The sequence below is a fragment of the Blautia sp. MSJ-19 genome, from assembly GCF_018918125.1.
Lineage (GTDB): Bacteria > Bacillota > Clostridia > Lachnospirales > Lachnospiraceae > Blautia_A.
On record NZ_JAHLQA010000006.1, the window covers coordinates 1 to 25511 of the forward strand.

25 protein-coding genes are annotated in these 25511 nt (G+C 42.8%); 18 read left to right on the forward strand and 7 right to left on the reverse strand.

Annotated elements, in window-relative coordinates; translation table 11 throughout:
- The first annotated feature begins 297 nt into the window (after positions 1 to 297).
- The 3 genes from KQI91_RS02845 to KQI91_RS02855 all read left to right on the forward strand — a co-directional run bounded on the left by KQI91_RS02845 (position 298) and on the right by KQI91_RS02855 (position 2795).
- On the forward strand, positions 298 to 732 hold the full coding sequence (locus tag KQI91_RS02845; protein WP_216391371.1) for a cupin domain-containing protein: 435 nt from the start codon (positions 298 to 300) through the stop codon (positions 730 to 732).
- Between the two features lie 12 nt (positions 733 to 744).
- Positions 745 to 1866: an aldo/keto reductase gene (locus tag KQI91_RS02850; RefSeq protein ID WP_216391372.1), complete on the forward strand. Its 1122-nt coding sequence runs from the start codon at positions 745 to 747 to the stop codon at positions 1864 to 1866.
- A 149-nt stretch (positions 1867 to 2015) separates the two neighbouring features.
- Complete coding sequence (locus KQI91_RS02855) at positions 2016 to 2795, forward strand: protein-ADP-ribose hydrolase (RefSeq protein WP_216391373.1); 780 nt, start codon at positions 2016 to 2018, stop codon at positions 2793 to 2795.
- Positions 2796 to 2838: 43 nt separating this feature from the next.
- Here the strand turns inward: KQI91_RS02855 and KQI91_RS02860 are convergent, their stop codons facing one another.
- On the reverse strand, positions 2839 to 3576 hold the full coding sequence (locus KQI91_RS02860; protein WP_216391374.1) for a copper homeostasis protein CutC: 738 nt from the start codon (positions 3574 to 3576) through the stop codon (positions 2839 to 2841).
- A gap of 266 nt (positions 3577 to 3842) precedes the next feature.
- Between KQI91_RS02860 and KQI91_RS02865 the strand changes: the two genes are divergently transcribed.
- The gene (locus tag KQI91_RS02865) at positions 3843 to 4331 is read left to right on the forward strand and encodes an ureidoglycolate lyase (RefSeq protein WP_216391375.1); all 489 of its coding nucleotides are present in this window, start codon (positions 3843 to 3845) and stop codon (positions 4329 to 4331) included.
- 108 nt (positions 4332 to 4439) lie between these two features.
- On the opposite strand, the gene KQI91_RS02870 is transcribed toward KQI91_RS02865, so the two are convergent.
- Complete coding sequence (locus KQI91_RS02870; protein WP_216391376.1) at positions 4440 to 5840, reverse strand: sodium-dependent transporter; 1401 nt, start codon at positions 5838 to 5840, stop codon at positions 4440 to 4442.
- A gap of 223 nt (positions 5841 to 6063) precedes the next feature.
- Between KQI91_RS02870 and KQI91_RS02875 the strand changes: the two genes are divergently transcribed.
- Positions 6064 to 6792: a helix-turn-helix domain-containing protein gene (locus KQI91_RS02875; RefSeq protein WP_216391377.1), complete on the forward strand. Its 729-nt coding sequence runs from the start codon at positions 6064 to 6066 to the stop codon at positions 6790 to 6792.
- Here the strand turns inward: KQI91_RS02875 and KQI91_RS02880 are convergent, their stop codons facing one another.
- Together KQI91_RS02880 and KQI91_RS02885 are read right to left on the reverse strand one after the other, a co-directional pair.
- Entirely contained in the window at positions 6793 to 7953 is a 1161-nt protein-coding gene (locus KQI91_RS02880; protein WP_216391378.1) for a YibE/F family protein, read from the reverse strand.
- 15 nt (positions 7954 to 7968) lie between these two features.
- Positions 7969 to 9588: a purple acid phosphatase family protein gene (locus KQI91_RS02885; protein ID WP_216391379.1), complete on the reverse strand. Its 1620-nt coding sequence runs from the start codon at positions 9586 to 9588 to the stop codon at positions 7969 to 7971.
- A gap of 494 nt (positions 9589 to 10082) precedes the next feature.
- On the opposite strand from KQI91_RS02885, the gene KQI91_RS02890 reads away from it, so the two are divergent.
- From KQI91_RS02890 to KQI91_RS02905, 4 genes are all read left to right on the forward strand, one after another.
- Positions 10083 to 10490 carry a DUF5300 family protein gene (locus KQI91_RS02890; RefSeq protein ID WP_216391380.1) on the forward strand — a complete coding sequence of 136 codons (408 nt, stop codon included), beginning with the start codon at positions 10083 to 10085 and terminating at the stop codon, positions 10488 to 10490.
- Between the two features lie 153 nt (positions 10491 to 10643).
- Entirely contained in the window at positions 10644 to 11348 is a 705-nt protein-coding gene (locus tag KQI91_RS02895) for a YjjG family noncanonical pyrimidine nucleotidase (RefSeq protein WP_216391381.1), read from the forward strand.
- Positions 11349 to 11396: 48 nt separating this feature from the next.
- On the forward strand, positions 11397 to 11819 hold the full coding sequence (locus KQI91_RS02900; RefSeq protein WP_216391382.1) for an SseB family protein: 423 nt from the start codon (positions 11397 to 11399) through the stop codon (positions 11817 to 11819).
- 61 nt (positions 11820 to 11880) lie between these two features.
- On the forward strand, positions 11881 to 12339 hold the full coding sequence (locus tag KQI91_RS02905; RefSeq protein ID WP_216391383.1) for a ferritin-like domain-containing protein: 459 nt from the start codon (positions 11881 to 11883) through the stop codon (positions 12337 to 12339).
- Between the two features lie 79 nt (positions 12340 to 12418).
- Here KQI91_RS02905 and KQI91_RS02910 read toward each other — a convergent pair whose 3' ends face one another.
- Positions 12419 to 13378 (reverse strand): aldo/keto reductase, encoded by a 960-nt coding sequence (locus KQI91_RS02910; RefSeq protein ID WP_216391384.1) that lies wholly within the window; start codon positions 13376 to 13378, stop codon positions 12419 to 12421.
- 255 nt (positions 13379 to 13633) lie between these two features.
- Between KQI91_RS02910 and KQI91_RS02915 the strand changes: the two genes are divergently transcribed.
- The 7 genes from KQI91_RS02915 (at position 13634) to KQI91_RS02945 (ending at position 21043) form a co-directional block, all read left to right on the forward strand.
- Positions 13634 to 14497, forward strand: a complete 864-nt coding sequence (locus KQI91_RS02915) for a substrate-binding domain-containing protein (protein WP_216391385.1) — start codon at positions 13634 to 13636, stop codon at positions 14495 to 14497.
- Between the two features lie 129 nt (positions 14498 to 14626).
- Positions 14627 to 15484, forward strand: a complete 858-nt coding sequence (gene pstC, locus KQI91_RS02920; RefSeq protein ID WP_072523394.1) for a phosphate ABC transporter permease subunit PstC — start codon at positions 14627 to 14629, stop codon at positions 15482 to 15484.
- A gap of 31 nt (positions 15485 to 15515) precedes the next feature.
- Entirely contained in the window at positions 15516 to 16379 is an 864-nt protein-coding gene (gene pstA, locus KQI91_RS02925; protein ID WP_216391425.1) for a phosphate ABC transporter permease PstA, read from the forward strand.
- A gap of 6 nt (positions 16380 to 16385) precedes the next feature.
- The gene (gene pstB / locus KQI91_RS02930) at positions 16386 to 17144 is read left to right on the forward strand and encodes a phosphate ABC transporter ATP-binding protein PstB (protein WP_005428502.1); all 759 of its coding nucleotides are present in this window, start codon (positions 16386 to 16388) and stop codon (positions 17142 to 17144) included.
- Positions 17145 to 17146: 2 nt separating this feature from the next.
- Positions 17147 to 17803 (forward strand): phosphate signaling complex protein PhoU, encoded by a 657-nt coding sequence (gene phoU / locus KQI91_RS02935; protein ID WP_216391386.1) that lies wholly within the window; start codon positions 17147 to 17149, stop codon positions 17801 to 17803.
- Between the two features lies 1 nt (position 17804).
- On the forward strand, positions 17805 to 19475 hold the full coding sequence (locus KQI91_RS02940) for a sensor histidine kinase (RefSeq protein ID WP_330654438.1): 1671 nt from the start codon (positions 17805 to 17807) through the stop codon (positions 19473 to 19475).
- A gap of 476 nt (positions 19476 to 19951) precedes the next feature.
- A complete protein-coding gene (locus tag KQI91_RS02945) occupies positions 19952 to 21043 on the forward strand; it encodes a PDDEXK nuclease domain-containing protein (protein WP_253288341.1) in 1092 nt (363 codons plus the stop codon).
- Positions 21044 to 21087: 44 nt separating this feature from the next.
- Here KQI91_RS02945 and KQI91_RS02950 read toward each other — a convergent pair whose 3' ends face one another.
- Together KQI91_RS02950 and KQI91_RS02955 are read right to left on the reverse strand one after the other, a co-directional pair.
- A complete protein-coding gene (locus KQI91_RS02950; protein WP_216391387.1) occupies positions 21088 to 21276 on the reverse strand; it encodes a hypothetical protein in 189 nt (62 codons plus the stop codon).
- Between the two features lie 169 nt (positions 21277 to 21445).
- Complete coding sequence (locus KQI91_RS02955; protein WP_216391388.1) at positions 21446 to 22306, reverse strand: class I SAM-dependent methyltransferase; 861 nt, start codon at positions 22304 to 22306, stop codon at positions 21446 to 21448.
- 344 nt (positions 22307 to 22650) lie between these two features.
- Between KQI91_RS02955 and KQI91_RS02960 the strand changes: the two genes are divergently transcribed.
- The gene (locus KQI91_RS02960; protein WP_216391389.1) at positions 22651 to 23940 is read left to right on the forward strand and encodes a PLP-dependent aminotransferase family protein; all 1290 of its coding nucleotides are present in this window, start codon (positions 22651 to 22653) and stop codon (positions 23938 to 23940) included.
- Positions 23941 to 24012: 72 nt separating this feature from the next.
- Positions 24013 to 25437: a L,D-transpeptidase family protein gene (locus tag KQI91_RS02965; RefSeq protein WP_216391390.1), complete on the forward strand. Its 1425-nt coding sequence runs from the start codon at positions 24013 to 24015 to the stop codon at positions 25435 to 25437.
- Positions 25438 to 25511 lie beyond the last annotated feature (74 nt).

Below are 25511 nucleotides of genomic sequence, written 5' to 3' on the forward strand. Positions count from 1 at the left end.
ACCTTTGTTCAAACCATCTTCAATCTTAATTCTCTGAGTAGTAGTTAAATGTTTTTTATCATGTTTCGTTGTAGTCATAAGAAATATCCTCCTTGGTAAAATGGGAGGAATCCACTGCACCTATAGAATACCATGTAAGACTAACGTCAGCTACCCGGAATTAAGTCTTATAATCAGGAAGTTACTTTTACATTTAACGAACAAAACCAAATTTCCTCTTGACCTAAACTCAACTTCAGGTTGTAAACTATACTTAAACTTGAAGATAAAGATTTTAGGTCAGGAGGATTTTTTATTATGAAGATTTCAGACAAAGCAGAATTTGAGAAAGCAAATGTATTTGGAACAGGCGAAGCAAACACCGCTTATGCGCAATATTTTATCGGGGATTCTTTCCTGAATCCACTGACTGAGCCGGGAAAATGTCCGGTATTTCTTGCGAACGTAACTTTTGAACCGGGATGCCGTAACAACTGGCATATCCATCATGCAACCAAGGGTGGCGGACAGCTTCTTGTCTGTACAGCAGGCGAGGGATGGTATCAGGAAGAAGGCAAGGAAGCAGTCAGTCTGACACCGGGAACTGTTATCACGATTCCGGCAGAAGTAAAGCACTGGCACGGCGCAAAAAAAGACAGCTGGTTCTCTCATATTGCAGTAGAAGTTCCGGGAGAAAACTGCAGCAACGAATGGTGCGAGCCAGTCACAGATGAGCAGTATAACGCACTCTAGGAGGAAGCCAGTATGGACGGAGTAAAGAAAAATTTTGGATTTGGGTACATGCGACTTCCAATGATCGGCGAGGATGTTGATATCGAACAGACAAAAAAGATGGTGGATACTTACCTGGAACAGGGGTTTAACTATTTTGACACAGCACACGGATACATTCAGGGAAAGAGTGAAAAAGCGATCAAAACCTGTCTGACTGACCGCTACAGCCGTGACAAATACATCCTTACCAATAAGCTGACAAACTACTTTTTCAAGAAGGAAGAAGACATCAGACCATTGTTTGAGCAGCAGCTGGAAATCTGCGGTGTAGACTATTTTGACTACTATCTGATGCATGCACAGGGTGCAGAAAACTTCAAATATTTCAAACAGTGCAGAGCTTATGAGACCGCCTTTGAACTCAAAAAAGAAGGAAAAGTGAAACACGTTGGAATTTCATTCCATGACAAGGCAGAAGTTCTGGAACAGATCCTGACGGAATACCCACAGGTGGAAGTTGTACAGATTCAGTTTAACTATCTGGATTACGAAGATCCGGCAGTACAGAGCCGCAAATGCTATGAAGTCTGTCGTAAGCACAACAAACCGGTGATCGTTATGGAACCGGTCAAGGGTGGAAGTCTTGTAAACCTTCCGGAAGATGCAAAGAAAGTCCTGGAAGATCTTCACGGCGGCAGTCCGGCAAGTTATGCGATTCGTTTTGCAGCAGGTTTTGACGGAATCGAGATGGTACTTTCCGGCATGAGTACTCTGGAACAGATGCAGGATAACTTAAGTTACATGAAAGATTTTCAACCATTGTCTGATACAGAACTGGATGCTGTACATAAAGTGACTGAGATCATCCGCAGCGCACATCTGATTCCATGTACTGCATGCAGATACTGTGTAGACGGATGTCCGAAAAAAATCTCCATTCCGGATCTTTTTGCCTGCATGAACACCAAGCAGATCTATCATGACTGGAATGCGGATTATTACTACAATGTAGTGCATACCGCAGATGGCAAAGGAAAAGCTTCCGACTGTATCAAGTGCGGAAAATGCGAAAAAGCATGTCCGCAGCACCTTGAGATCCGGAAGCTTCTGGAAGAGGTTGCAGCAGAGTTTGAGAAAAAAGACGAAAAGTAATAACAGAAATAAGGACAAATACAAAAAAAGACAATAAAAAGTAACTAAGTTACAATATTGTGCCTGCTTTACAAATTTCAAATATCCTCTTATGATAAAGACAGAGAAAATTTTTATGGAATCGAGTTTATGGAAAAGAGGGTATGATTATGAACCAGAGTGAGAGAAGAAGATATCTGATACAGGAATTACTGAAAGAACAAAAAGAGTACAGCAATTTTTCAATCCCGGGAGATACACAGGGGCAGAAAGACCTGCTCCGTGGACTTCTGAATGTGCGTGCACCGAAGATGTTAAGCAGGGAATTTCTGAAGATTCAGGATGAATATCTGAAAGCAGAAACAGAGAAAAAAGGCATCACAGAGCTGGACAGTCTGACACCTGTGGAACCTGGAATCTATCTCTGGCAGGGGGACATCACAACCCTTCGCTGTGATGCGATCGTCAATGCGGCAAACAGCGGAATGACAGGATGCTATGCACCGAATCACAAATGTATTGACAACTGTATCCATACATTTGCAGGGGCACAGCTTCGATATGAATGTGCACAGATGATGAAGAAACAGGGTCACGAAGAGCCGACCGGACAGGCGAAGATCACACCGGCATACAATCTCCCAAGCCGTTATGTCCTTCATACAGTCGGTCCGATCATCTACGGAAGAGTAACTCAGAAAGACTGTGAGCTGCTTGCCGGAAGTTATCGTTCCTGTCTGGAACTTGCGGCACAGAATAACCTTGAAAGTGTGGCTTTCTGCTGTATTTCCACCGGGGAATTCCACTTTCCGAAAGAACGTGCGGCACAGATCGCAGTCCAGACGGTACGTGAATTTTTGCAGCAGGAAACCAGCGTAAAGAAAGTGATTTTCAACGTTTTCAAAGACCTTGACCGTGAGATTTATGAACACGCGCTGGCAGAAAAATAAGTATTTGGGAATCTGACAGATTCCGGTAAAATATAATGACTGTCTATTTCCAGAAATCCAGAACAGCTCTTGCCTTCTGGATTTCTTTTGTGTCTGTGCGAAGAATTTCATACTCGGAAAATCCGGGCATTCCCATATTTACCTGTGGATTGCGGTACTGCATCTGACTTTCCAGGACTTTCTTTCCGGACATATGGAATGCAGTCAGACAGGAGTGTTCCAGCATGTAAGAAAGGTTCTGAGAATTTATTCCTGCTCCGGCCATGATATCAACATTTCCGGCGTTTCGTTTCAGATGATTCAGCGTCTGAATAGCATCAGGAGCAGAAGCAACTCCGCCGGAAGTAAGAATGGAAACAATGCCAAGTTTTCGGGCAGTTTCCAGTGCTTCATCCAGATCACGGCACATATCAAAAGCACGATGCAGGTTGCATGGAGTGCTTTTTCCTGCATCTATAATTCGATTTAATACTTCTGTATCAAGCTGTCCATCTGCGGTCAGACATCCGATCACCAGAGCATCAGCATCGGCTGTGGAAAAGGTCGCTGCCTGCCGTAGCAGAATCTCAATTTCTTCTTCACTGTACAGAAAATCCCCGAAGCGTGGACGGAGAAGTACGTGGATTGGGATAGAGGTCTTTTTGCGTATTCTTTCGTATAAAGCAAGTGAGGGCGTGGTCCCGCCCACGATCAGGTCACCGCATAATTCGATACGGTCAGCTCCGCCAAGTTCTGCATTTACAGCGGATTCCACAGAGTCAACACAAACTTCCAGGATCATTTAAAATCTCCTTTGTATGAGTAGAGTATCATTTGTCAGCGATGGAAATGAGATTTCTTTGACTGTGACAAATAGTTATGAATTGATTATAACAATCGGATCGTAATGCCGCAACAGAACTTTTACAGCCTGGATTCAATTGCGATATGTTATAAAAGTCAAATCATTATGGCTGCTTCTGGCTTGAGGACATGCCAGTGCTGTGCTATACTGATTTTATTGAAATTATCAATGGGGTTTTTATCAAAAAGAGGAGGTTTTTTACAATGAGAGAAGTAAAAGCAGTTAAGATCAATGCGGCAGATTTTGCTCCGTATGGAACGTTCTGTAATATGACAGAGCCGGAGGGATATCCATTATCAGGTGAGATCCATAAGTTTTATCCGGATCGTATTTCCGGAACCTGTGTAGGAAGCATGGCGTTTTCTCCGATCGCAGTTCGTAAGGATGACAGGATTGTTAAAATGGCAGAATATCACACAACCACATGGGAGGGAATCGTAGCACTGGATGACGACATGATCATCCATGTAGCGCCGGCATCCGGCGGTACACCAGTTCCGGAACTTGCCAAAGCATTTATTGTACCAAAAGGATGCATGGTCAAGATCAATGCCGCAATCTGGCATCTCTGTCCACTTCCGCTGAATAATGACGAGCTTCATGCGATGATCATTCTTCCGGAATGTACTTACGCAAATGACTGTACCGTCGTTGATTTCGAAGAAAAAGACTGGTTCAAGATCACTGTATAAGCATAAAAAACTCCTCCAGGCAGGTATTTTTCCTAAAGAAATATCCGGCCAGGGGGAGTTTTTCTATTATAAAATAATGAGTTTCAGGGTATTTGAGACCGCTTGATCTCAGAAGATCAGATCAGCAAATCCGGTAGATACCAGGAATAAAACCAGCATAACAATCGGTACAACATAGCGGATCATAAAACGATAAAGTCCGGCACGTTTGAAGTGCTCTCCGTTTCGTTCTACTTCGCCTACGATCCAGTCCGGACCGATCACCCATCCGATCAGAATACTGGTCAGAAGTGAGATAAAAGGCATCAGGAAACTGTTGCTGATATAGTCCATAACATCAAGAAGCTGTCCGACAGAACCATTTGGAAGCTTCAGTTCGAAGTACAGTTTGTTGTATCCGAGACAGATCAGAACAGCCGTGATCAGGGAGTAAATACCGACTGCACCGCACATTTTTTTACGTGGTTTGTGGTAAAGTTCCATGCAGTTTGCGACCAGAGTTTCCATGACAGAAACGCAGGAAGTCAGGGCTGCAAATCCCATCATCAGGAAAAATGCAATTGCCACCGGACGGCCAAAGATTCCCATTGCATCGAATACTTTTGGCAGTGAGATAAAGATAAGGCTTGGTCCGGAAGCCATGCCGTCTGTGCCAAGGAATACAAATACAGCCGGGATGATCATCATTCCAGCAAGAAAAGCAACACCAGTGTCAAAAATCTCAATCTGGTTTGTTGCCTTGTTCAGATTGACTTCATTTTTGACATAAGATCCGTAGGTGATCATGATTCCCATGGAAACACTTAAGGAAAAGAAAAGCTGGCTCATCGCATCCAGAAGGATTTCCAGGAAACGTTTCACAGTCAGTCCACTGAAATCAGGTTTTACATAAAAAGCAAGTCCCTGCAGTCCTGTGCGGACAGTTCCATCTGCATCGGTATGTGTCAGTGTCAGTGAAAAGATTGCAATGATCAGGATCAAAAGAATCAGCCCAGGCATGATGATCTTGGAAAATTGTTCAATTCCCTTTTCTACACCTCGGAAAACGATCCATGCGGTCAGTGCGAGAAATACCAGCATAAATACGATCGGTGCAATGTCCGATGTGATAAAGGATGTAAAATATCCATCCGCAGCGGCATCTGCTCCGTCAGAGATAATATAGGTAACAAAATATTTCGTGATCCATCCGCCGATGACTGAGTAATAGGTCATGATCAGTGTTGGCACAAGAAATGTCAGCTTACCAAGAAATTTCCATTTCGGGTTGAGAGCTTCGAAGGCTCTGAGTGCATTTTTCTTTGTTTTTCGTCCGATCGCCACATCTGTTGTCAGCAGTACGAACCCGAAGGTCAGTACCAGAACCAGGTAGACCAGCAGAAACAGTCCGCCGCCGTCCTTGGCACAGAGATATGGAAATCTCCAGATGTTTCCCACACCAACGGCACTTCCGGCAGCCGCCAGAACGAAGCCGATCGATCCGGAAAAACTACTTCCTTTTTCTTTCATTTTCGATTTTCCCCTCTACATAAAGTCTAATTAAGGGCCAGAAAATATCTGACCCAATGGTTCTATTTTACTGCAAATAAATAGAAGTGCAAATACAGAAAGTTTCTTGTAAAGAAATTTAATTATAAAAAAATTTCCTGTAACTTTACAAAGGTGCCATATGTTCGATATAATCATATAGAAAAGAAAAAAGTGAAGAAAATAGATAGTATGAGGAAACAAAATGAGTGAATTTACCTGTTATGTAGGAGAACAGATACGAAAATACAGAAAAGCCGGGAAGCTGACACTGCAGGATCTTGCAGATGCAATCCACAAGAGTCGTGCCACAGTCTGCAAATACGAAAACGGCGAGATTGCGGTAGATATCGAAACGTTATATGAGATCAGTCAGGTTTTACAGGTATCGATGACACAGCTTACCACATATCTTCCAGAAGAAAAAACAGAAGTATCCGCGATACCGGACAGAAAGCAGAAAAGCCCTTTCTTTCAGGCACGGAGGCTGTATTTCTATTTTTATGATGGACGTTACCGGAGAACAAAAGACGGGATCATCGACATTTACGAAAAGACAGGAGAACCGGGACAGTACGAAGCGACCCTGTCAATCTGTTCTGTTTCAGCGAATGGAAGAAGCAGTGAGATCTTTTATACAGGAAAAGTCCTCTACAGTGATATGCTGATTCGCTTTTCGTTCGTGAACCAGTATAATCCACTGGAAGAGGACCTTCTGTATATTTTTAATCCACTGGATCTGAGAGATTTTACAACCGGGCTTCTCTGTGGGATTTCCAGTGCCGACCTGATGCCCTGTGCCTTCAAATGTGTAATTACATTGAAGCCACAGGAGCTGACCGAAGAATTCCGACACCAGCTGCTTTTCACCAAAAAAGATCTCAAGAGATGGGAGCAGATGAACATGTTGCTGGTCGACAATATGGAAAAATAATCATGCCTGCGAAATGGCTCCACTTTTATGAAACAGAACCGTACAGATCAGAACCGTCAGCGGAACGGAAAGTACGATACCGAAGCTTCCGGCAAGTCCCTGCATGATCGCGATACCAATGTTATTGGAATTGATGATCTGCTGATAGGGAAGATCATAGGCGTAATCCAGAAGAAGTGTACTGACGCTGCTTCCGGCGAATGCGAGGATCAGGGTATTGCTGTCTGTTCCCATCATGTCTCTTCCGACGCGCATACCAGCTTTGAACAGTTCCTTTCGAGAGAGGGAAGTGTTCTGTTTATAAATCTCATCAATGGCACTGCTGATCGACATGGCGACGTCCATAACTGCTCCGAGACACGAGATCAGGAGCCCGGAGAAAAGAAGTCCGCCTACCTGGATGCGGTTGGTGTTCCAGAGAGTCATAAGTGTCTCAATATCAGATACATTGTAACCGGAGATGCCGGATGCTTTGCTGAAGCACCATGCGGAAAGTCCGGCCAGAACAACGCCTGCCAGTGTGCCAAGTGTCGCTGCGCAGGTCTTTTTTGTAGGACCGCCAATGAGGTACATGGTGACCAGAGTAGTAAGAAAACAGATAAACACAGCCGCCCAGAATGGTGAAAAACGCAAATACACAAGCGGAAGATAGACAAAGATCACGCAGAAAAAGGTGAAGACCAGTCCAAGGCATCCTTTGATTCCCTGTTTTCCACCAATAATACACAGGGCAAGAAGATAGAGCAGGGCGAAAATATAAATGACCCATTCACGATCCTGAGAATAAACGCTGGCGATCGTGGTCTCGCCGGCAACACTCTGCATGATAACGACTTTCATTCCTACCGTGCAGGCAGCACCAAAAAGATAACCGGAGCTGCTGGTGACATCAAGTTCCTCACCCTTTCGTGCACCGGTGAGCATTTTTACACGTACTTTCTGTTCACCGATACGTGTTCCATTGGAATTGAGATTATCCTGAAGGATTTCTGTGACTTCTGCTTTTTCAAATGTCTGACCTGTCCGGACGACCAGTTCTGTTTTTTCAACCTGATTAAGCTTGAATACAAAAACAGCGAACACACAGACAAATAGTAAATAAATAAGATACCGGACCACTTTTTTGCTGGAAAGTAGTCCGGTAAAGTTGGTGTGAGTCATAGGATTTCAGAATCCTTAGTTTGCAGAAACATCGGATTCCGTTTCAGCAGCATCTGTGGTGTCGGCAGATGTATCTGTACCGGATTTCTGGATTGTAAAGGTGTCATCAATAGCTTCTGCTTTACCGTCATCAGTGATCTGATAGGTATCAATGGAGAAGGAATCAGCAGTCATTGTGATCACGGAATAACTTGGAAGCCAGTTCTGGCTGCGGGCTGCGACATAATCCTGCTGAGTAGAAAGCAGCTCATAGTATTTGGAACCGGAAGCAGAGTTGGCTGTCATATAGAGGATTCCCTGCGGATCTGTAACGGTGTTTCCTTCTACATCTTCGATGGTATAGCAGTTGTTGTCCTCATGGAAAGAATCCAGAGCGGTCTGTGCGTCGGTATCGCCTTCTTCCGGAGCAAGAGCGATCTGGTCACCGGTATCTACATTTGTAGCGTGATCCCAGTCGTAGTCTGTACCGTCTGCGTTCAGGCTAAACTCATATTTTCCGTGGGTCTGACCATCTCCGTAGAGCATTTTGGAACGGCTGTAAGTATGGTCGTGTCCCTGAAGAACAACATCAATATCGTTTGCATCGAATACAGGAGTAAGCTGAGTACGGAGGATCATACCATCTGTATCGGAATGGTCAAGTCCGGAACCATAAATATCCTGATGGATGGTTACGATACGCCATTTTGCATCCGGGTAAGCTTTTACTGCTTCTTCGATGGTATTCTGATGTTCTGCAACATTGTAGTTGTTGGTGTTCAGAACGATGAAAAGTCCTTCGCCATAGCTGTAGTAGTAGTCGCCGCCAGCTGCTGTTTTGCCGTTTTCGGTATTATTCGGATTATTGAAATGATAGGAATAATCAGGATTCAGGGAATCGTGGTTACCAATCGTTGTTGCTACAGGAAGAGATTTCAGAGCGTCTGCACTCAGATAGGAAGCGTACTCTTCTTCTTTGGCCTCACCTGTTTTGTTTACCTGGTCACCTGCGGAGATAACGAAGTTTACATCCGGATTTTCGGAAAGAGCGGTATTAAGTGTACGGTTCCAGGAAAAACCATCGTTTTCAGCGGCAGTGTTGGCAGCACCGGATTCGTTTGTCAGTTCGGCACCGTTCTGAGTCTGGCCTTTGGAGGCACCGATCTGCGGGTCACCGACATAGAGCATTTTTACGGTATCTGTTTTCTGAGTTTTATATTCGCATACGTCTGTCTGCTGACCATTTTTTTCTACTGTATAATAGTAGGTTGTTTCTGGTTCGAGGCCAGTTACAGTTACGTGGTTATATTCATAGGCTTTGTCACCGGTAAGATCCTGATCTACATCACCGGAAGTACCTTCAAATGTTTCAAGATTATCTTTATCAGTTCCAAAATGCACAACAGGAGTGGCATCGCGGTCACCTTTTTCGCTGTACCATGCAAAGTTGAGCTGTGTATCATCAGCACCTGGAGTAAGAGAAACTTTTGTAAAATCAGCGGCTGTATCTGCCCAGTTTGCATCCCAGTCAGACCATCCGGAATCAGCACCGGTAACGCTGCTGTCTGTGTAATGATCTGTAGAAGCGTAAACAGAAGGACATACAGTTGTAATAGAGCAGAGAGCTAAAAAACCGACGATTAATTTTCTTTTCATAATAATATAAACTCCTTTAAATTAAGAGAAATATGGTAAGCATAACTGGTTACTGTTCACAGGTAGTATCCCGCGAGGCGTTTTGCCATGAATAATGGCAAAATCCCGAGACATACGGGGCAAAATCCCATCACCGTAGGTGATTTGGAATGGATTTTGACCAAGTTGCTGTGAACGGAGTGAACAGTAACTGAAACTGAAAGGATACACAGGCCTGATTGTTCGTCCTCAGTTGACGAGGTGAAGTATAACACTGCAATTTTCAGAAAACAATAGCATTTACTGAGGTTTGATTGACATTTTACGAAATCTTAAAATACTTCATCTTTTACTATTTTTGGTGCGGTTTGGTGTGGGATTTTGTGAATTTCGTGAATAGGAAAACTTTCTGTGAAGTGTTATGATAGTACATGTAATATATATAATGATTTTTTGATTCAATACAGGTATCAATAAACAAGAAATTAATATATAAAAAGGAAAGATGAGAATTCATGAAGAAAAGTTCAAAGATTTTAGTACTGATTTTTGCAGTTGCATTTGTTGCATTTTGTGCAGTGAACATGCAGAATCAGAAAGTTGTTGAGGCGTACAATACCGAAGCATCTTATATCACCATCAAAAACAGCACCGCATTTACACTGGAAAATGTTCACGTAATATACAATGGAGACAAAGATCTTGAAGTCGGAGACATTCGAACAAGCAGTTCAGAAACAGCAGAAATCCTTCCGGATGACAGACGGATCACAGAGGTAAAAGTTACAGGAGAAATCTTTAATGGAAGAAAATTCAGTGGTACGTTCACTGGAATCGTAAACAATGATACCCTTCTCAAGGTAGATATGGACGAAGATTTTTCATTGTTTGTAACATCAAATATTGATGATTTTGATTATTGATTGAGTGAACAGAAGGCACAGAGAATGGAATTTGAGAGTTCCGTTTTCTGTGTTTTTTGTTTATAAAAAAATATTGTGGGAACCAACTTGGAAACACATAAAATATGTGATATTTTATAAAGAAGAAAATCAAAAATAAAAAGGAAAAATCATATGAACAACAAGATAAAAGTCCTCTTCCTGGACATTGATAACACGCTTCTGGACTTTGATGCGGCGGCATCCTGGGCGATGGAGCAGTGCTTCCAGAAAGCAGGACTGGAATATAAACCAGAAATGTTTTCGGTTTTTACAGAAGAAAATAATAAGATTTGGCAGCGCATCGAGCGTAAAGAACTGACAATGGATGACCTTTTTTATGTACGTTGGCAGGCAGTTCTTAGTCATCTTGGGCTGGAGGCAGACGGAGTTGAGATGGAAAAAGAATTCCGTGTACTTCTCAATTTAAGTGCAGTGCCAGTTGAGGGAGCAGAAGAAATTCTTATATATTTGAAAGAGAAAAATTACTGCCTGTGTGCGGCAAGCAACGGACCATACGACCAGCAGATCAGACGATTAAAAAAGGCAGATATGCTGAAATATTTTGCACATTGTTTTGTATCCGAAAAGGTCGGTGCAGACAAGCCGGGGAAAGAGTTTTTTGACGGCTGTATGAAAGAACTTCCGGAAGTACGACCGGAGGAATGTATGATGATCGGGGATTCTCTGACCGCAGATATTACAGGCGGCAGGGCGTATGGAATGTCCACATGCTGGTATGTGCCTTCTGTGGAAAAATACAATGAAGAAAAAGCCAAAAGTGGAAAACCTGCAGATTATATCATTCATGAATTATATGATTTGAAAAATATTCTGTAGAAGTTTAAACAGATGTAGAGAAAATATGATAAAGAGGTACATATAATAATGACAGATCATAAAACAGATGAAGGCCTTCAGGGCAATGAAAAAATCGAAGAGGCAATTTCAGGTCTTCAAAAAGAAGCGTCACAGGAGATGCTGGCACATACACTTACCGTTATCCGCAGACGCATGAAAGAAGACGGGCAGTTTATCATTGCCGTAGAACCACCAAAGGGTGATGGTCAGATTCGCCTGGAAGCAATCAGAACAGAAGATGGAAAGAACTGGTGGGCAGCATTTACCAGCTTTGAAGAAGAACTGAAAGGCGGTGGAAGTGTCAAATCCACTTTTCTGACAGACATTCGTAAATTATTTGAACTGACTCTTCAGACAAAGGAAATTGAGGGTGTGATCCTTAATCCATGGAACCGTACCATTATGCTGGATAAATATCTGATCGAGATTATTTTGGGAAAAACCGCATAAAATTTTCCACATGACAGATACTATCATCGTATTGCAAAATGAAAGAGAGGAAGCAGGTACGATGATATTAAAAGAAAAAGAACGTACAACGATCGAAGACTTACAGACACAGGAAAAAAGCTGTATTGAGAAATACGGAAGATATGCGCAGCAGGCAAAAGATCCTGAATTGAAAGATCTTTTTCAGACATTACAGCAGAAAGAGAGAGAACATTATGATTCCCTCGACCGTGTACTGAGAGGAGAAGTCCCTCAGTGTAACTGCAACGACAGTGACGGACGAGATTATCAGCCAAAAGCAACCTACACGGCAATGAGTTCTCCGGAGGATAAACAGCAGGATGCTTTTCTGGCAACAGATTGTATTGCGACGGAAAAACTGGTATCAGGAGAATACAACTCAGAAGTATTTGCATTTGGTGACAGTGGCGTTCGTAAACTGCTTGCTGATATTCAGGTAGAAGAACAGAATCACGCAGAAATGCTGTACAAGTACAAAATGGTAAACAATATGGCATAAAATCAGAGAGACTATGACTCAGAACAATGAGTCACAGTCTCTTTTTGCATATAGATCCGAGCTGCTAATATAAGAAAAATCAGTCTGCATAATATTCTTTAAGGAAAGGAATGGAGAAGGTTTCCATTGCTTCTTTCAGATCTTCTGCATTTCTCGGTCCATAAAGTGGCAGGCAGGTGAAATCGCGACAGGTCAGATATCCAAGGACTGCCTGAGTGAGAGAAATCTGATATTCTTCCATCAGTCCGTGAAGTCCTTCTGCAATTTTGAGATTTTCAGGAGTGTAGTATTCGGAATTCCTGACAGCATCCGCTCCGCCGACATATAATTTGTGGAAAAATCCGCTGGCTACAGACATATAGGGCATTGCAAGATTCTGCGGATTTTCTATATGATATTGCTGCATCTCCTGATCCATGATCTTCAGTGTATCATCTGCAAGAGGTTTCATGGAAGCAGAACCGATATTAAACAGCGCTTCATTTGCAACAAAACCGCGATATCCTTTGGATGTTGCGTAAGCGTCAGCCTCCTTCATCCGTGCAGTACTCCAGTTGGAGCAGGCATAATAGCGGATCTTACCTTCTTTTCGGAACTTTTCCATGATTTCGATCAGTTCGCTGACTGGAAGTGCTTCATTATCCCTGTGATAAAAATAAATATCAATATAATCCGTGCCAAGAGTACGGAGAGAGAGTTCTAGATCATAACGCATATTTTCTGCGGAAATCCGGGAAGCATGCATGTCCGGAACAGCAGGCGTCATATCCGGGTGTCCGCCTTTGGTAATAAGAATAATATCGTGGCGTTTTCCGCTCTGGTGGAGCCACTGTCCAAGTACACGTTCGCTGCGTCCGATTTCGGATGGGATCCAGTCAGAATAGACACGCGCAGTATCATAAACTGTGCCGCCCATATCCAGAAAAGCATCAAAAATCCGGAGAGCATCTTCTCCATCCCATTTGATACCGGCATTAGCACATCCCATTCCCATTGGAGAAAGTGTAAGATCTGTGTTTGTAATCGTTATTTTTTTCATAATATATCCCTTTCCTGCCATGTAGTAAAAAAGAAATTGTTTTGTTATGGTGTACATAATGATTTAGATATAAGTTTATTATAACTATCTTTGGGATACAGGTCAAAGATTTTTACCAGAACCTTTTTACAAAGATTTTACACGCACATGATTATGCATTTTACTTTTCTTCCATATAATTGCACTTGTCGATGAGAAAGACAGACAAACAAAAATGAAAATTAAATAAAGCAAATAAAGAGGAGATTTATCATTATGAAGAAAAAAGTTTTAGCAATCGTTACAGCAGCACTGATTGGAACAACTGCATTTGCAGCAACTGCAAGCGCAGCAAGCGGAGCTATTGATGTAATTTCCCGTGAAGACGGATCCGGAACAAGAGGAGCATTCATTGAACTGTTCGGAATCGAAGAAAAACAGGGTGACGAAAAAGTAGACATGACAACAGAAGATGCAAGCATCACAAACAGCACATCCGTTATGATGACAACAGTAGCCGGTGATGAGAACGCAATCGGATACATTTCCCTTGGTTCCCTGAACGATACAGTAAAAGCAGTTAAGATTGACGGTGCAGAAGCATCTGCAGAAAACGTAGCAAACGATACATACAAAGTATCCCGTCCATTCAACATCGTAACAACTGACAAACTCAGCGATGCAGCACAGGATTTTGAAAACTATATCATGAGTGCTGACGGACAGCAGATCGTAGAAGACAACGGATACATCAAAGTAGCAGACGATGCAGCAGCATATGAGCAGAGCGATGCAGAAGGTAAAGTTGTTGTAGCTGGTTCTTCTTCTGTAACACCGGTTATGGAAAAACTGAAAGAAGCATATGAAAAAGCAAACGGTGGTAAGATCACTGTAGAAGTACAGCAGAGTGATTCTACAACAGGTATCACATCCGCAGCAGAAGGCATCTGTGATATCGGTATGGCATCCCGTGAACTGAAAGATGAAGAAACAAGCGAAAACCTCACAGCAACTGAAATTGCAAGAGATGGTATCGCAGTAGTCGTAAATACAAACAATGATATTGATGAGCTGACCAGTGATCAGGTAAAAGCAATCTTCACAGGTGAGACAACAGACTGGGAAGACCTGGCTAAATAAGACAGACAGATATAGACAAAACAGCGAGCCCGGGTTAACATACCGGGCTTCGTGTATGTCCGATTGTATTGTGTATTCAGGAGGCGTCAACAGCGCGCCCGTTGATTTATGAGAGAGGAAGAGTCCTGTATGAATAGATTTAAAGAACAGGCCATGAAAATTGTTTTTATGGTAGCTGCCTGTGCTTCAGTCCTGGCAGTATTTCTGATATGTTTGTTCCTGTTTGCGAATGGAATTCCGGCGATTGCCAAGATCGGGCCACTGAAATTCCTGCTGGGAACAGTATGGAAACCGTCCAATGATAAATTTGGAATTTTTCCGATGATCATTGCCAGCATTTATGTAACAGGCGGAGCCATTCTGGTGGGTGTGCCGATCGCTTTACTTACTTCTGTATTTATGGCACGTTACTGTCCGCAGAAAATCTACCGTCCATTAAAATCCGGAATTGAGCTGATGGCAGGTGTTCCTTCTATTGTATACGGTTTTTTTGGTCTGGTATTGATGGTACCTCTGATCAGAAACACTTTTGGCGGAACCGGAACCAGCTGGCTGGCAGCTTCCCTCCTTCTGGGAATCATGATTCTTCCGACGATCATCGGACCTACAGAATCTGCACTTCGCAGTGTACCGGAAAGTTATTATGAAGGTTCCCTTGCACTGGGCGCGACAAAAGAAAGAAGTATCTTTGTAGTTATGCTTCCGGCAGCAAAATCAGGTATTCTGGCAGCCGTTGTTCTTGGAATCGGACGTGCGATCGGAGAGACAATGGCAGTAATTATGGTAGCCGGAAACCAGGCAAGAATGCCAGCCGGACTGCTCAAAGGTCTTCGTACCATGACAGCAAATATCGTAACAGAAATGGGTTATGCGACCGGTCTTCACAGAGAAGCACTGATCGCAACAGGAGTGGTACTTTTTGTATTTATCCTGATCATCAACCTGAGCCTTTCTTTATTAAACAGGAGGTCAGAGAATGCAAACTAACACAGCAGTAGTAGAACCGACGGTGGGAAAAATGGAAAAAAGAAATCAGACAACAGCATCAGAAAGAATTCGTTCTTATCTGCGACATCCGGGATCAGGTGTGCTTGCGCTTCTTACGATCGGAGCAGCGATTGTTACTTTTGCAGTGCTGATCTTCCTGGTAGCATACATTCTTGTAAAAGGTATTCCATACCTGACACCGAGCCTGTTTAGTCTGGAATATACATCCGATAATGTTTCTCTGATGCCATCTCTGATCAATACCTTTATCATGACTGCATTGTCACTGGTGATCGCAGCGCCTCTTGGAATTTTTGCAGCGATCTACCTTGTAGAATATGCAAAAAAAGGGAACAAACTGGTACAGATCATCCGTATTACAGCGGAAACGCTTTCCGGTATTCCTTCTATTGTATATGGTCTGTTTGGTATGCTGTTTTTCGTAACAGCGCTTCATTGGGGAATGTCACTTCTGGCAGGTGCATGTACACTGGTCATCATGGTACTTCCGCTGATCATGAGAACTTCAGAGGAAGCATTAAAAGCTGTTCCGGACTCCTACAGAGAGGCAAGTTTCGGACTTGGAGCCGGTAAGCTTCGTACGATTTTTACGATTGTACTTCCGTCAGCAGTACCGGGAATCCTTGCAGGAATCATTCTTGCGATCGGACGTATCATCGGCGAGACAGCAGCACTTCTGTATACATCAGGAACCGTTGCACAGGTACCAAACCTGATGGGCTCCGGACGTACGCTGGCCCTTCATATGTATGTACTTTCCAGTGAAGGACTTCATATGAATCAGGCATCTGCAACAGCAGTTGTGATACTGTTATTTGTATTAATTATTAACGGTTTGTCCGGTATGGTGGCAAAACGTATCGCGAAAGGATAACAAAACATGAGTGATAATATTAAACTTTCAATCGAAGATATGAATCTTTTTTACGGAAATTTTCATGCACTGCATGACATCAATATGCACATTCCGGAAAAAGAAATTACCGCTTTTATCGGACCAAGTGGATGTGGTAAATCTACACTTCTGAAGTCGCTGAACCGTATGAATGACCTTGTAGAAGGATGCAAAATTACCGGTAAAGTAGAGCTTGATGGCGAAGATATTTATGGAGATATGGATGTAAATGTTCTTCGAAAAAGAGTCGGAATGGTATTCCAGAAGCCGAATCCGTTTCCGATGAGCATCTATGATAATGTTGCTTACGGACCAAGAACACATGGCATCCGTTCCAAAGCCAAACTGGATGAGATCGTAGAAAAATCTCTCCGTGATGCGGCAATCTGGGACGAAGTAAAAGACCGTTTAAAGAAAAGTGCACTTGGAATGTCCGGTGGACAGCAGCAGAGACTCTGTATTGCAAGAGCTCTTGCGGTAGAACCGGAAGTGCTTCTGATGGATGAGCCTACTTCTGCACTTGACCCGATCTCAACCTCTAAGATTGAAGAACTTGCAATGGAATTAAAAGGAAAATATACGATCGTGATCGTTACGCATAACATGCAGCAGGCGACCCGAATTTCTGATAAAACAGCGTTCTTCCTTCTGGGCGAAGTTGTAGAGTTCAGTGACACAGATACTTTGTTTTCCATGCCGAAAGACAAGAGAACAGAGGACTACATTACGGGGAGGTTTGGTTGATCATGGCAACACATTTCGAACGGCAGCTTGAAGAACTTCATGTGCAGATCATTACCATGGGAAGTCTCTGTGAGAAGGCAATTTCTCTTTCTAACAGAGCCATCCGAGGAGAGGATTGCATCAAGGAGATCTTTGATACAGATAAAGAAATTGATACAAAAGAGCGTGAGATCGAGAATCTCTGCATGCGTATCCTGCTTCATCAGCAGCCGGTTGCAAGGGATTTAAGAGAAGTTTCTGCAGCACTTAAGATGATTTCTGATATGGAAAGAATCGGAGATCAGGCATCGGACATTGCAGACCTTTCCAAGTTCATTGAAGAAAATCATGTACAGATTCCGGAACTGATCGGAAAGATGGCAGAAATGACAGTCGGGATGGTCACAGAAAGCGTAGATGCTTTTGTAAAGAGAGATCTGGATCTTTGTCGTAAGGTCATTGATGATGACGATCAGGTAGATAATGCATTTAATCAGATTAAAGAGGAACTGGCAGAACTGATGTATCAGAATCTGGATGCAAAAGCTGGCCTGGATCTTCTGATGACAGCAAAGTATATGGAACGAATCGGAGATCACGCAGTGAACATTGCAGAGTGGGTTGAGTATGCAATCACAGGTGTTCACAGAAACAATGAGCACCAACTTGGAGGTCATTAACGTGACAAAAAAAATTTTTAAATCAAACATACTGGTGGCGGCAGCTGTGCTGATATTTGGGATTGCGTGTGTTATGGCAATCCTTTATCAGCATTTTGGCAGACAGATCAATACAGAGCTGAAAAAAGAAGCGACATATCTGGCATATGGTGTAGAACAGAACGGCGTGGATTATCTGGTCAAGATCAAAGAGAAAGATGACCGTATTACGTATATTGCAGAAGATGGAACGGTACTCTATGATAATCAGGCAGATGCTGATTCTATGGAAAATCACAGCGACCGTGAGGAAATCCAGGAAGCTCTTAAAACAGGCAGTGGATATGCCGAGAGAACCTCAAAGACATTGTCTGAGAAAACACTGTACTATGCATTAAGACTCTCTGATAATACCGTACTCAGGGTATCCAGCACGCAGTTTTCTGTCTGGGTGCTTCTGATGGAACTGGTTCCACCGCTTATTGGAATTGCTGTTGTGATGCTGATTCTGGCAGCAGTTATGTCTGTGCATATGGCAAACAAGATCGTAGAACCGATTAATAATGTGGATCTGGAACATCCGGAGGAAAATCAGATTTATGAGGAAGTCGGACCGCTCTTAAGTAAAATCTATAAACAGAACCGTCAGATCAAGAGCCAGCTGGAAGCGGCAAGACGAAATCAGGAAGAGTTTGGCATTATTACGGAAAATATGCAGGAAGGCCTGGTTGTGATCGACAGTTATACAATGATCCTTTCTGGAAATGCCAGTGCATGGAGAATGTTTCAGCTGAAAGATCCAAAGATTGGAGACAGCGTGTATTCTCTGAACAGAAATGAAGATTTTCGTCTGTTGATCGAACAGGTACTGAAGGGACAGCATGGAAGTGTTCTTCTCCATATGGGAAGTGAAGCCATCCAGATGATTGCAAACCCGGTAAACAGAGAACATCGGGTGGTAGGTGCAGTCATTCTTCTGATGAATGAAACGGAGAAAGTGGAACGCGAGCAGCTTCGCAGAGAATTTTCTGCAAATGTTTCCCATGAATTGAAAACGCCACTGACCTCCATCTCCGGATTTGCAGAAATCATACAGGGCGGGTTTGTCAAAGAAGAGGATGTCAGGAAATTTGCCGGCAGAATCTATAATGAGGCACAGCGCCTGATCACGCTGGTGGAAGATACGATCAGGGTTTCTCAGTTGGATGAGGGCGAAAATCCTTATGAATGGGAGAGACTGGATGCGTATACGATCGTCAAAGATGTCTGTGGACGACTGAAGGAAGTAGCTGAGAAAAAGAACGTACATCTCTATATTGACGGGGACAAGACGATGCTTACGACCGTGCGACCGATCCTCGATGAGGTAATCTACAATCTCTGTGACAATGGAATCAAATACAACAAAGAAGACGGTACAGTAAGTATTCATCTGCGTGATCTGGGTGAAAACGTTGAGATTCGTGTCAAAGACAACGGAATCGGTATCCCCGGCGAAGATCAGAGCCGGGTCTTTGAAAGATTTTACCGCGTAGATAAAAGCCATTCAAAGGCAATCGGCGGAACCGGTCTGGGTCTGTCTATCGTAAAACACGGCGTGACTTTCCTTGGCGGAACTTTGAAAATGGTCAGTGAAGTAGGTAAAGGAACCGAGATTACGATGACGTTTCCGAAAGAGCGGAAGGGAGTTTGAGAAATTTCCTCGTTTAATTCTTAGTGGGCATCGGGTTGAATAATGAATCTGTTTTCCGATGCTGGATATGCCAATCATATTAAGTTGTGAGCATCGACTTATAAGCATGATCTGTTCCCGATGTCGGAGCTATCGATTATCTTGAATTTTTTTCATCGGATTTAGTAGGCAGTATATTTTTTCGATGCCGGCCTCTATTGGAAACTGAAAAACTGATAAAGATATGGAAAAAACATGACGGGAATTCAGTCAGAAGTCTGATCCTAACAAATTTGTCTGCTAAAGCAGGTGAATTTGTTAGGATTTTTTCTTTTTATGTGGCTGTAAAGTTTGCTCTACAGCCTTGAAGAATTTGTTCATTTAAGATACCATGATAACAAGAAAATATTGAAATGCATGGAGGAAGTTCTTGAGCAGGCAGAGAACTTTAAAAAATATGCAAATTAATCTGTTGTAAAATTTAAAGGGGCAATATAATGGAACATAAGTTAGAAAAAAATGGACAAAATAGTTTTATGGATAAGTTTGTTAAAACTGATGATATTTTTAAAGACATGTGTGGAATTATTGAGTCCTCACAGAAAGCTGCGTATCGAGCAGTTAATACAACATTAATACAGAGAAACTGGCTTTTGGGCTATAGAATTGCAAGCGAAGAATTACAAGGTGAAGATAGAGCAAAGTATGGAGCTGAAATTATAAAAAAGCTTGCGAAGGAACTGTCAGCAGAATACGGAAAAGGTTATACGAAATCTAATTTGTATAGTTTTTATTCTTTTTATAAGACCTATCCTGAGATTTTCCACTCAGTGAGTGGAAAATTTGAAACAAATCTTTCTTGGACTCATTATCGAGTCCTTTTACAGGTCAAAGACCCTGTAGCTCGTGCTTGGTATGAAAAAGAAGCAATAGAACAAACCTGGAGTGTTCGCACCTTGCAAAGAAACATTTCTTCTCAGTATTATTACCGTATGCTCAAGACGCAGAAAAGAGAGCTTGTCGAAGATGAGATGAAAGAATCAACAGCATCGTATCAAAATGATAAGTTGGAGTTTATCAAAAATCCGGTAGTTGCAGAGTTCTTAGGATTTTCTCAGAATACAGATTTTACAGAGAGTGATCTTGAGAAAAGCATTCTTTCAAATTTGCAGAGATTTTTGATGGAACTTGGAAAAGGGTATGCTTTTGTTGCAAGACAGCAGCATATTCACACGGAGAAACAGGATTATTATATTGATCTTGTGTTTTATAATTATATCCTGAAATGTTTCGTTCTCATTGATCTCAAAACGGAAAAGATAACACATCAGGATGTAGGGCAGATGGACATGTATATACGTATGTATGACGAACTGAAACGTAATGAGGGGGATAATCCAACAATCGGCATTGTATTGTGCTCAGATACAGATGATGATATCGCACGTTATTCTGTCATGCATGGAAATGAGCAGCTTTTTGCTTCGAAATATAAATTGTACCTGCCAACAGAAGAAGAATTAAAAGCAGAAATTGAGAATCAGAAGGCAATTTTTTATTTACAGCAGCAAAATGATGATGAGAAATAGAACAAAAAAGATGCTGACATACGAACATGCCAGCATCTTTTTTGTTAGTAACAATATGCGCCTTCATATCTGTAGCAGGATTCTTTCTTATGGGAAAGTTCCTGGCAGGAACTGCAACGGTCGCAGAACTCCTGCTGATAACAGGTGGCGCAGACACAATTCCCACAGTGGCTGCGGTCATAGGCCGGAGTACAGGTGTAGGGAAGAGTATCTTTTGATCTTTCTTCCGTCATGATTTTCACCTCTCCTGATGCTGCTGTTTGATTCGGTTACAGTAACTTATTGATACATTTTTCTGATACTGATATTATATATCTGCATGTCAGGAGATTCAAGAAAATAATGATAAAAAATATCAATTTTCAGAATACATTTCGAACAAAATGTATCCTTTACACGGTTCTATTTCGCTTCCCAGCGGCCGGATGCACCACATGGAAGTACAAGTCCGTTGGAAGTTACAGGAAGTCCGATTTCCTGGGAATCTACATGTCCATCAAATTCTTTGAGCTCTGTTGCCAGCATGTAAGTCAGTACAGCCGGAGCCAGTCCTGTTGTATAAGAGTTGATCAGGAAAAACAGCGGATTCGGGCTTAAGAGCTTCGCGCACAGTTTGATGAGCGGATGAATTGCTTCTTCGATCTTCCAGATTTCACCCTTCGGTCCACGTCCATAAGACGGCGGGTCCATGATAATCGCATCATAGTGATTTCCACGGCGGATCTCACGCTCTACAAATTTTACACAGTCATCGACCAGCCAGCGGATCGGTGCTTCGGAGAGACCGGACGCAGCTGCATTTTCCTTCGCCCAGTTGACCATTCCTTTGGATGCGTCAACGTGTGTGACATGTGCACCGGCAGCGGCTGCAGCCAGAGTTGCACCACCAGTGTAGGCAAAAAGATTCAGGACTTTGATCGGACGGCCTGCATTACGGATCTTGTCACCAAACCAGTCCCAGTTGACAGCCTGCTCCGGGAAAAGTCCGGTGTGTTTGAAACTAAATGGTTTCAGATGGAAAGTAAGATCTTTGTAATGGAGATCCCACTGCTGAGGGAGATCAAAGAATTCCCATTCTCCGCCGCCTTTTTTGCTTCTGTGGTAGTGGGCATTCATGTTTTTCCATCCACGACTTACCTTCGGAGTGTCCCAGATAACCTGCGGGTCCGGACGGACCAGAGTGTATTTTCCCCAGCGTTCCAGCTTCTCTCCACAGGAAGTGTCAATTACTTCGTATTCTTTCCAGTCATTTGCAATCCACATATATATGATAACCTTTCTTTTATTACATTTAAATAGAAACAACATTCAGGATATTCCTGCCTATTCAGTATAGGTGAAACAATGAAATTCTGCAAGTAAAACTGTACGGTTTCCTGTATATCCTGCAGGCGGGCAGTCCATTTCGAAAAAATTCGAGTAAATTCTCACTTTATCACTTTGATTTGAGAAACTTTTTTGTAAATAGACAGGTGACGGGGCTTGACAAGCAGTACTTTACCATACTAAAATATACGGGATAATGAGAAATAAAAGAAACACAAGGTTTAAAGATGAATGAATTTTGCCGGGACAGAATTCTGGAAGCGGCACGAGGAGGACGAACTATGCAGAAATACAGTGAGATGAGCAAAGAACAGCTTCAGGCTCTCAAGAAAGAGCTTGATCAGCAGTACGCAGAGATCAAGGCACAGGGACTGGCCCTGGATATGTCGCGTGGTAAGCCGTCTGTTGATCAGCTGAATATTTCCATGGATATGATGGATGTTCTGTCAAGCAGTACAGACCTGAAATGTGAAACAGGCGTTGACTGTCGTAACTACGGTGTTATGGACGGTATTCCGGAAGCCAAACGTCTTCTCGGAGAGATTTCTGAAGTAGATCCGGAACACATCATTATTTACGGAAACTCCAGCCTGAATGTTATGTTTGATACGGTATCACGTTCTATGACTCACGGTGTTATGGGAAATACTCCATGGTGCAAGCTGGATAAAGTAAAATTCCTCTGTCCGGTTCCTGGATATGACCGTCATTTCAAAATTACAGAATTTTTCGGAATCGAAATGATCAATGTTCCGATGTCACCGGAAGGACCGGATATGGATATGGTAGAGAAACTGGTAAGTGAAGATCCGGCAATCAAGGGTATCTGGTGTGTACCGAAATACTCCAACCCGCAGGGATACACATATTCCGAAGAGACTGTAAAACGTTTTGCAAATCTGAAACCGGCAGCACCGGATTTCCGTATTTACTGGGACAATGCTTACAGCGTACACCATCTTTATGATGATGAAAAAGACCAGGATTTTCTTCTTGAGATTCTGGATGAATGTGCCAAAGCCGGAAACCCGGATATGGTTTACAAATTTACATCTACATCCAAGATCAGCTTCCCAGGCTCCGGTATTGCAGCTCTGGCAGCATCTAAGGCAAATCTGGATGACATTCGTAAATACATTACTGTACAGACGATTGGACATGATAAACTGAATCAGCTTCGTCATGTAAAATTCTTTAAAGATCTTGACGGTGTGCATGCACACATGAGCAAACATGCAGCAATCCTGCGTCCGAAGTTTGAGATGGTTGAGGCAACTCTCGAGAAAGAACTTGGCGGACTTGGAATCGGAGAATGGACAACTCCAAAGGGAGGATACTTCATTTCCTTCGAATCCATGGATGGATGTGCGAAAAAAATCGTAGCAATGGCAAAAGAAGCCGGTGTTGTTATGACAGGAGCCGGAGCTACCTATCCATATGGCAAAGATCCGAAAGACAGCAATATCCGTATTGCACCGTCCTTCCCACCGATTGAAGAGCTTGAAAAAGCAGCACAGGTATTTGTCGTATGTGTGAAACTTGCCAGTGTAGAAAAACTTCTGGCAGAATAAAAATTACTGTAAATCATAACAATATGGACAGTAACATGAAAATTTCATAGCCGCGAATATTAAGGAGGCGCCATGGCGGAAAACAACAAGAGTATGGACAAAGGAAGAAAACTACTGATCGGTTTCATTATTGTACTGCTCCTGCTTACCGCAGGTGCCTACTTTTTTGGAGTTTATTATTTTACAGAGCATTTTCTTCCCGGCTCACAGGTAAACGGATTTAACTGTTCTTATATGACAGAGAAAGAAGCAGAAAATCTGCTGGAACAGAAGACCGGTGTGTATGCGCTGGCAGTACAGACCAGAGGAAACGGACAGGAAGGCATCACGGCAGAGGAAATCGACCTGAAATATACTTCCGATGGAAGTGTAAAAAGACTGCTTCATGAGCAGAATCGCTTTATCTGGTTTCTGGCATTCAGCCAGCATCAGACATATGAACTGCCTTCTTCGGTGGCATATGATGCATCGTTGTTTGAGCAGCGAATCGACAGTCTGAAATGTATGCAGGACAACATAGAACCTGTAGATGCTTACATTAAAGAAATTGATGATGGATTTGAAGTAGTGCCGGAGATTGAGGGAACAAAGATAGACAGGGATAAATTGCTGGAGGACATCAGGAATGCTGTCACTACCGGCAGAACAGTAGCAAATCTGGAAGAGGACGGATGTTACATCAATCCGACGGTATATGCGGACGATCTTACAAAAGACTGTCAGCAGATGAATGAACTGACGGATGTTGTGGTCACATATGATTTCGGTGACCGTAAGGAAACTGTGGACAGAGCGGTGATCAAAGAATGGCTGACCAAAGATGAGAACGATGATCTGGTACTTGATAAGGCTGCTGTTGCGAATTATATTACCGGACTTGCGCAGAAATATGATACAGTAGGATCGGAACGTACTTTTTCTACATATGACAATCAGGAAATTACGGTATCCGGAGGAACTTACGGATGGGTGATCGATCAGGAAAAAGAGACAGATGCTCTGTATCAGGATATTCTTGATAAAAAGACGGAAGTGCGTGAACCTGTCTATGAGCAGGAAGCGGCGAGCCGCAAAACAAATGATATCGGATATTCTTATATAGAAATTGACCTGACCCGCCAAAGAATGGTATTATATCAGAATGGGTCCCCGATTGTGGATACAGGATTTGCAGCAAGCAGCAGTACACCGACCGGTGTATATATGATTGGTGAAAAAAAGGATTCCGCAGTACCGGGTGACGGAAATGGTACAGCAGTGAGCGAATGGATGCCATTTACGGACAAACTGGGTATATATGGAGCCCCGGGACTGATTATTTTTGATAATGATGTAACTGGAGAGGCAGATGATTTTGACAGCACGGATGGAATAGAGTTCAGTTCATCAGCAGATAACAGTTGGAGCAGCACGGAGGGATGCGTCGCAGTGCCGGAGGAAGAAGCACGGACGATTTATCAGAATGTGAGTACCGGGCTGCCGGTAGTGATATATTGATATCAGAGCTGAAAGAAAGCATGATGCAAAAATTTGCAGGTATCAGAGATGGTTAATAAATGATTATGGATCGT

What these genes read in the sequence shown, in the direction of transcription:
- KQI91_RS02845 (WP_216391371.1), top strand. Translation starts at nt 298, where the DNA reads ATGAAGATTTCAGACAAAGCAGAATTTGAGAAAGCAAATGTATTTGGA.
- KQI91_RS02850 (WP_216391372.1), top strand. Translation starts at nt 745, where the DNA reads ATGGACGGAGTAAAGAAAAATTTTGGATTTGGGTACATGCGACTTCCA.
- KQI91_RS02855 (WP_216391373.1), top strand. Translation starts at nt 2,016, where the DNA reads ATGAACCAGAGTGAGAGAAGAAGATATCTGATACAGGAATTACTGAAA.
- KQI91_RS02860 (WP_216391374.1), bottom strand. Translation starts at nt 3,576, where the DNA reads ATGATCCTGGAAGTTTGTGTTGACTCTGTGGAATCCGCTGTAAATGCA.
- KQI91_RS02865 (WP_216391375.1), top strand. Translation starts at nt 3,843, where the DNA reads ATGAGAGAAGTAAAAGCAGTTAAGATCAATGCGGCAGATTTTGCTCCG.
- KQI91_RS02870 (WP_216391376.1), bottom strand. Translation starts at nt 5,840, where the DNA reads ATGAAAGAAAAAGGAAGTAGTTTTTCCGGATCGATCGGCTTCGTTCTG.
- KQI91_RS02875 (WP_216391377.1), top strand. Translation starts at nt 6,064, where the DNA reads ATGAGTGAATTTACCTGTTATGTAGGAGAACAGATACGAAAATACAGA.
- KQI91_RS02880 (WP_216391378.1), bottom strand. Translation starts at nt 7,953, where the DNA reads ATGACTCACACCAACTTTACCGGACTACTTTCCAGCAAAAAAGTGGTC.
- KQI91_RS02885 (WP_216391379.1), bottom strand. Translation starts at nt 9,588, where the DNA reads ATGAAAAGAAAATTAATCGTCGGTTTTTTAGCTCTCTGCTCTATTACA.
- KQI91_RS02890 (WP_216391380.1), top strand. Translation starts at nt 10,083, where the DNA reads ATGAAGAAAAGTTCAAAGATTTTAGTACTGATTTTTGCAGTTGCATTT.
- KQI91_RS02895 (WP_216391381.1), top strand. Translation starts at nt 10,644, where the DNA reads ATGAACAACAAGATAAAAGTCCTCTTCCTGGACATTGATAACACGCTT.
- KQI91_RS02900 (WP_216391382.1), top strand. Translation starts at nt 11,397, where the DNA reads ATGACAGATCATAAAACAGATGAAGGCCTTCAGGGCAATGAAAAAATC.
- KQI91_RS02905 (WP_216391383.1), top strand. Translation starts at nt 11,881, where the DNA reads ATGATATTAAAAGAAAAAGAACGTACAACGATCGAAGACTTACAGACA.
- KQI91_RS02910 (WP_216391384.1), bottom strand. Translation starts at nt 13,378, where the DNA reads ATGAAAAAAATAACGATTACAAACACAGATCTTACACTTTCTCCAATG.
- KQI91_RS02915 (WP_216391385.1), top strand. Translation starts at nt 13,634, where the DNA reads ATGAAGAAAAAAGTTTTAGCAATCGTTACAGCAGCACTGATTGGAACA.
- pstC (WP_072523394.1), top strand. Translation starts at nt 14,627, where the DNA reads ATGAATAGATTTAAAGAACAGGCCATGAAAATTGTTTTTATGGTAGCT.
- pstA (WP_216391425.1), top strand. Translation starts at nt 15,516, where the DNA reads ATGGAAAAAAGAAATCAGACAACAGCATCAGAAAGAATTCGTTCTTAT.
- pstB (WP_005428502.1), top strand. Translation starts at nt 16,386, where the DNA reads ATGAGTGATAATATTAAACTTTCAATCGAAGATATGAATCTTTTTTAC.
- phoU (WP_216391386.1), top strand. Translation starts at nt 17,147, where the DNA reads ATGGCAACACATTTCGAACGGCAGCTTGAAGAACTTCATGTGCAGATC.
- KQI91_RS02945 (WP_253288341.1), top strand. Translation starts at nt 19,952, where the DNA reads ATGGAACATAAGTTAGAAAAAAATGGACAAAATAGTTTTATGGATAAG.
- KQI91_RS02950 (WP_216391387.1), bottom strand. Translation starts at nt 21,276, where the DNA reads ATGACGGAAGAAAGATCAAAAGATACTCTTCCCTACACCTGTACTCCG.
- KQI91_RS02955 (WP_216391388.1), bottom strand. Translation starts at nt 22,306, where the DNA reads ATGTGGATTGCAAATGACTGGAAAGAATACGAAGTAATTGACACTTCC.
- KQI91_RS02960 (WP_216391389.1), top strand. Translation starts at nt 22,651, where the DNA reads ATGCAGAAATACAGTGAGATGAGCAAAGAACAGCTTCAGGCTCTCAAG.
- KQI91_RS02965 (WP_216391390.1), top strand. Translation starts at nt 24,013, where the DNA reads ATGGCGGAAAACAACAAGAGTATGGACAAAGGAAGAAAACTACTGATC.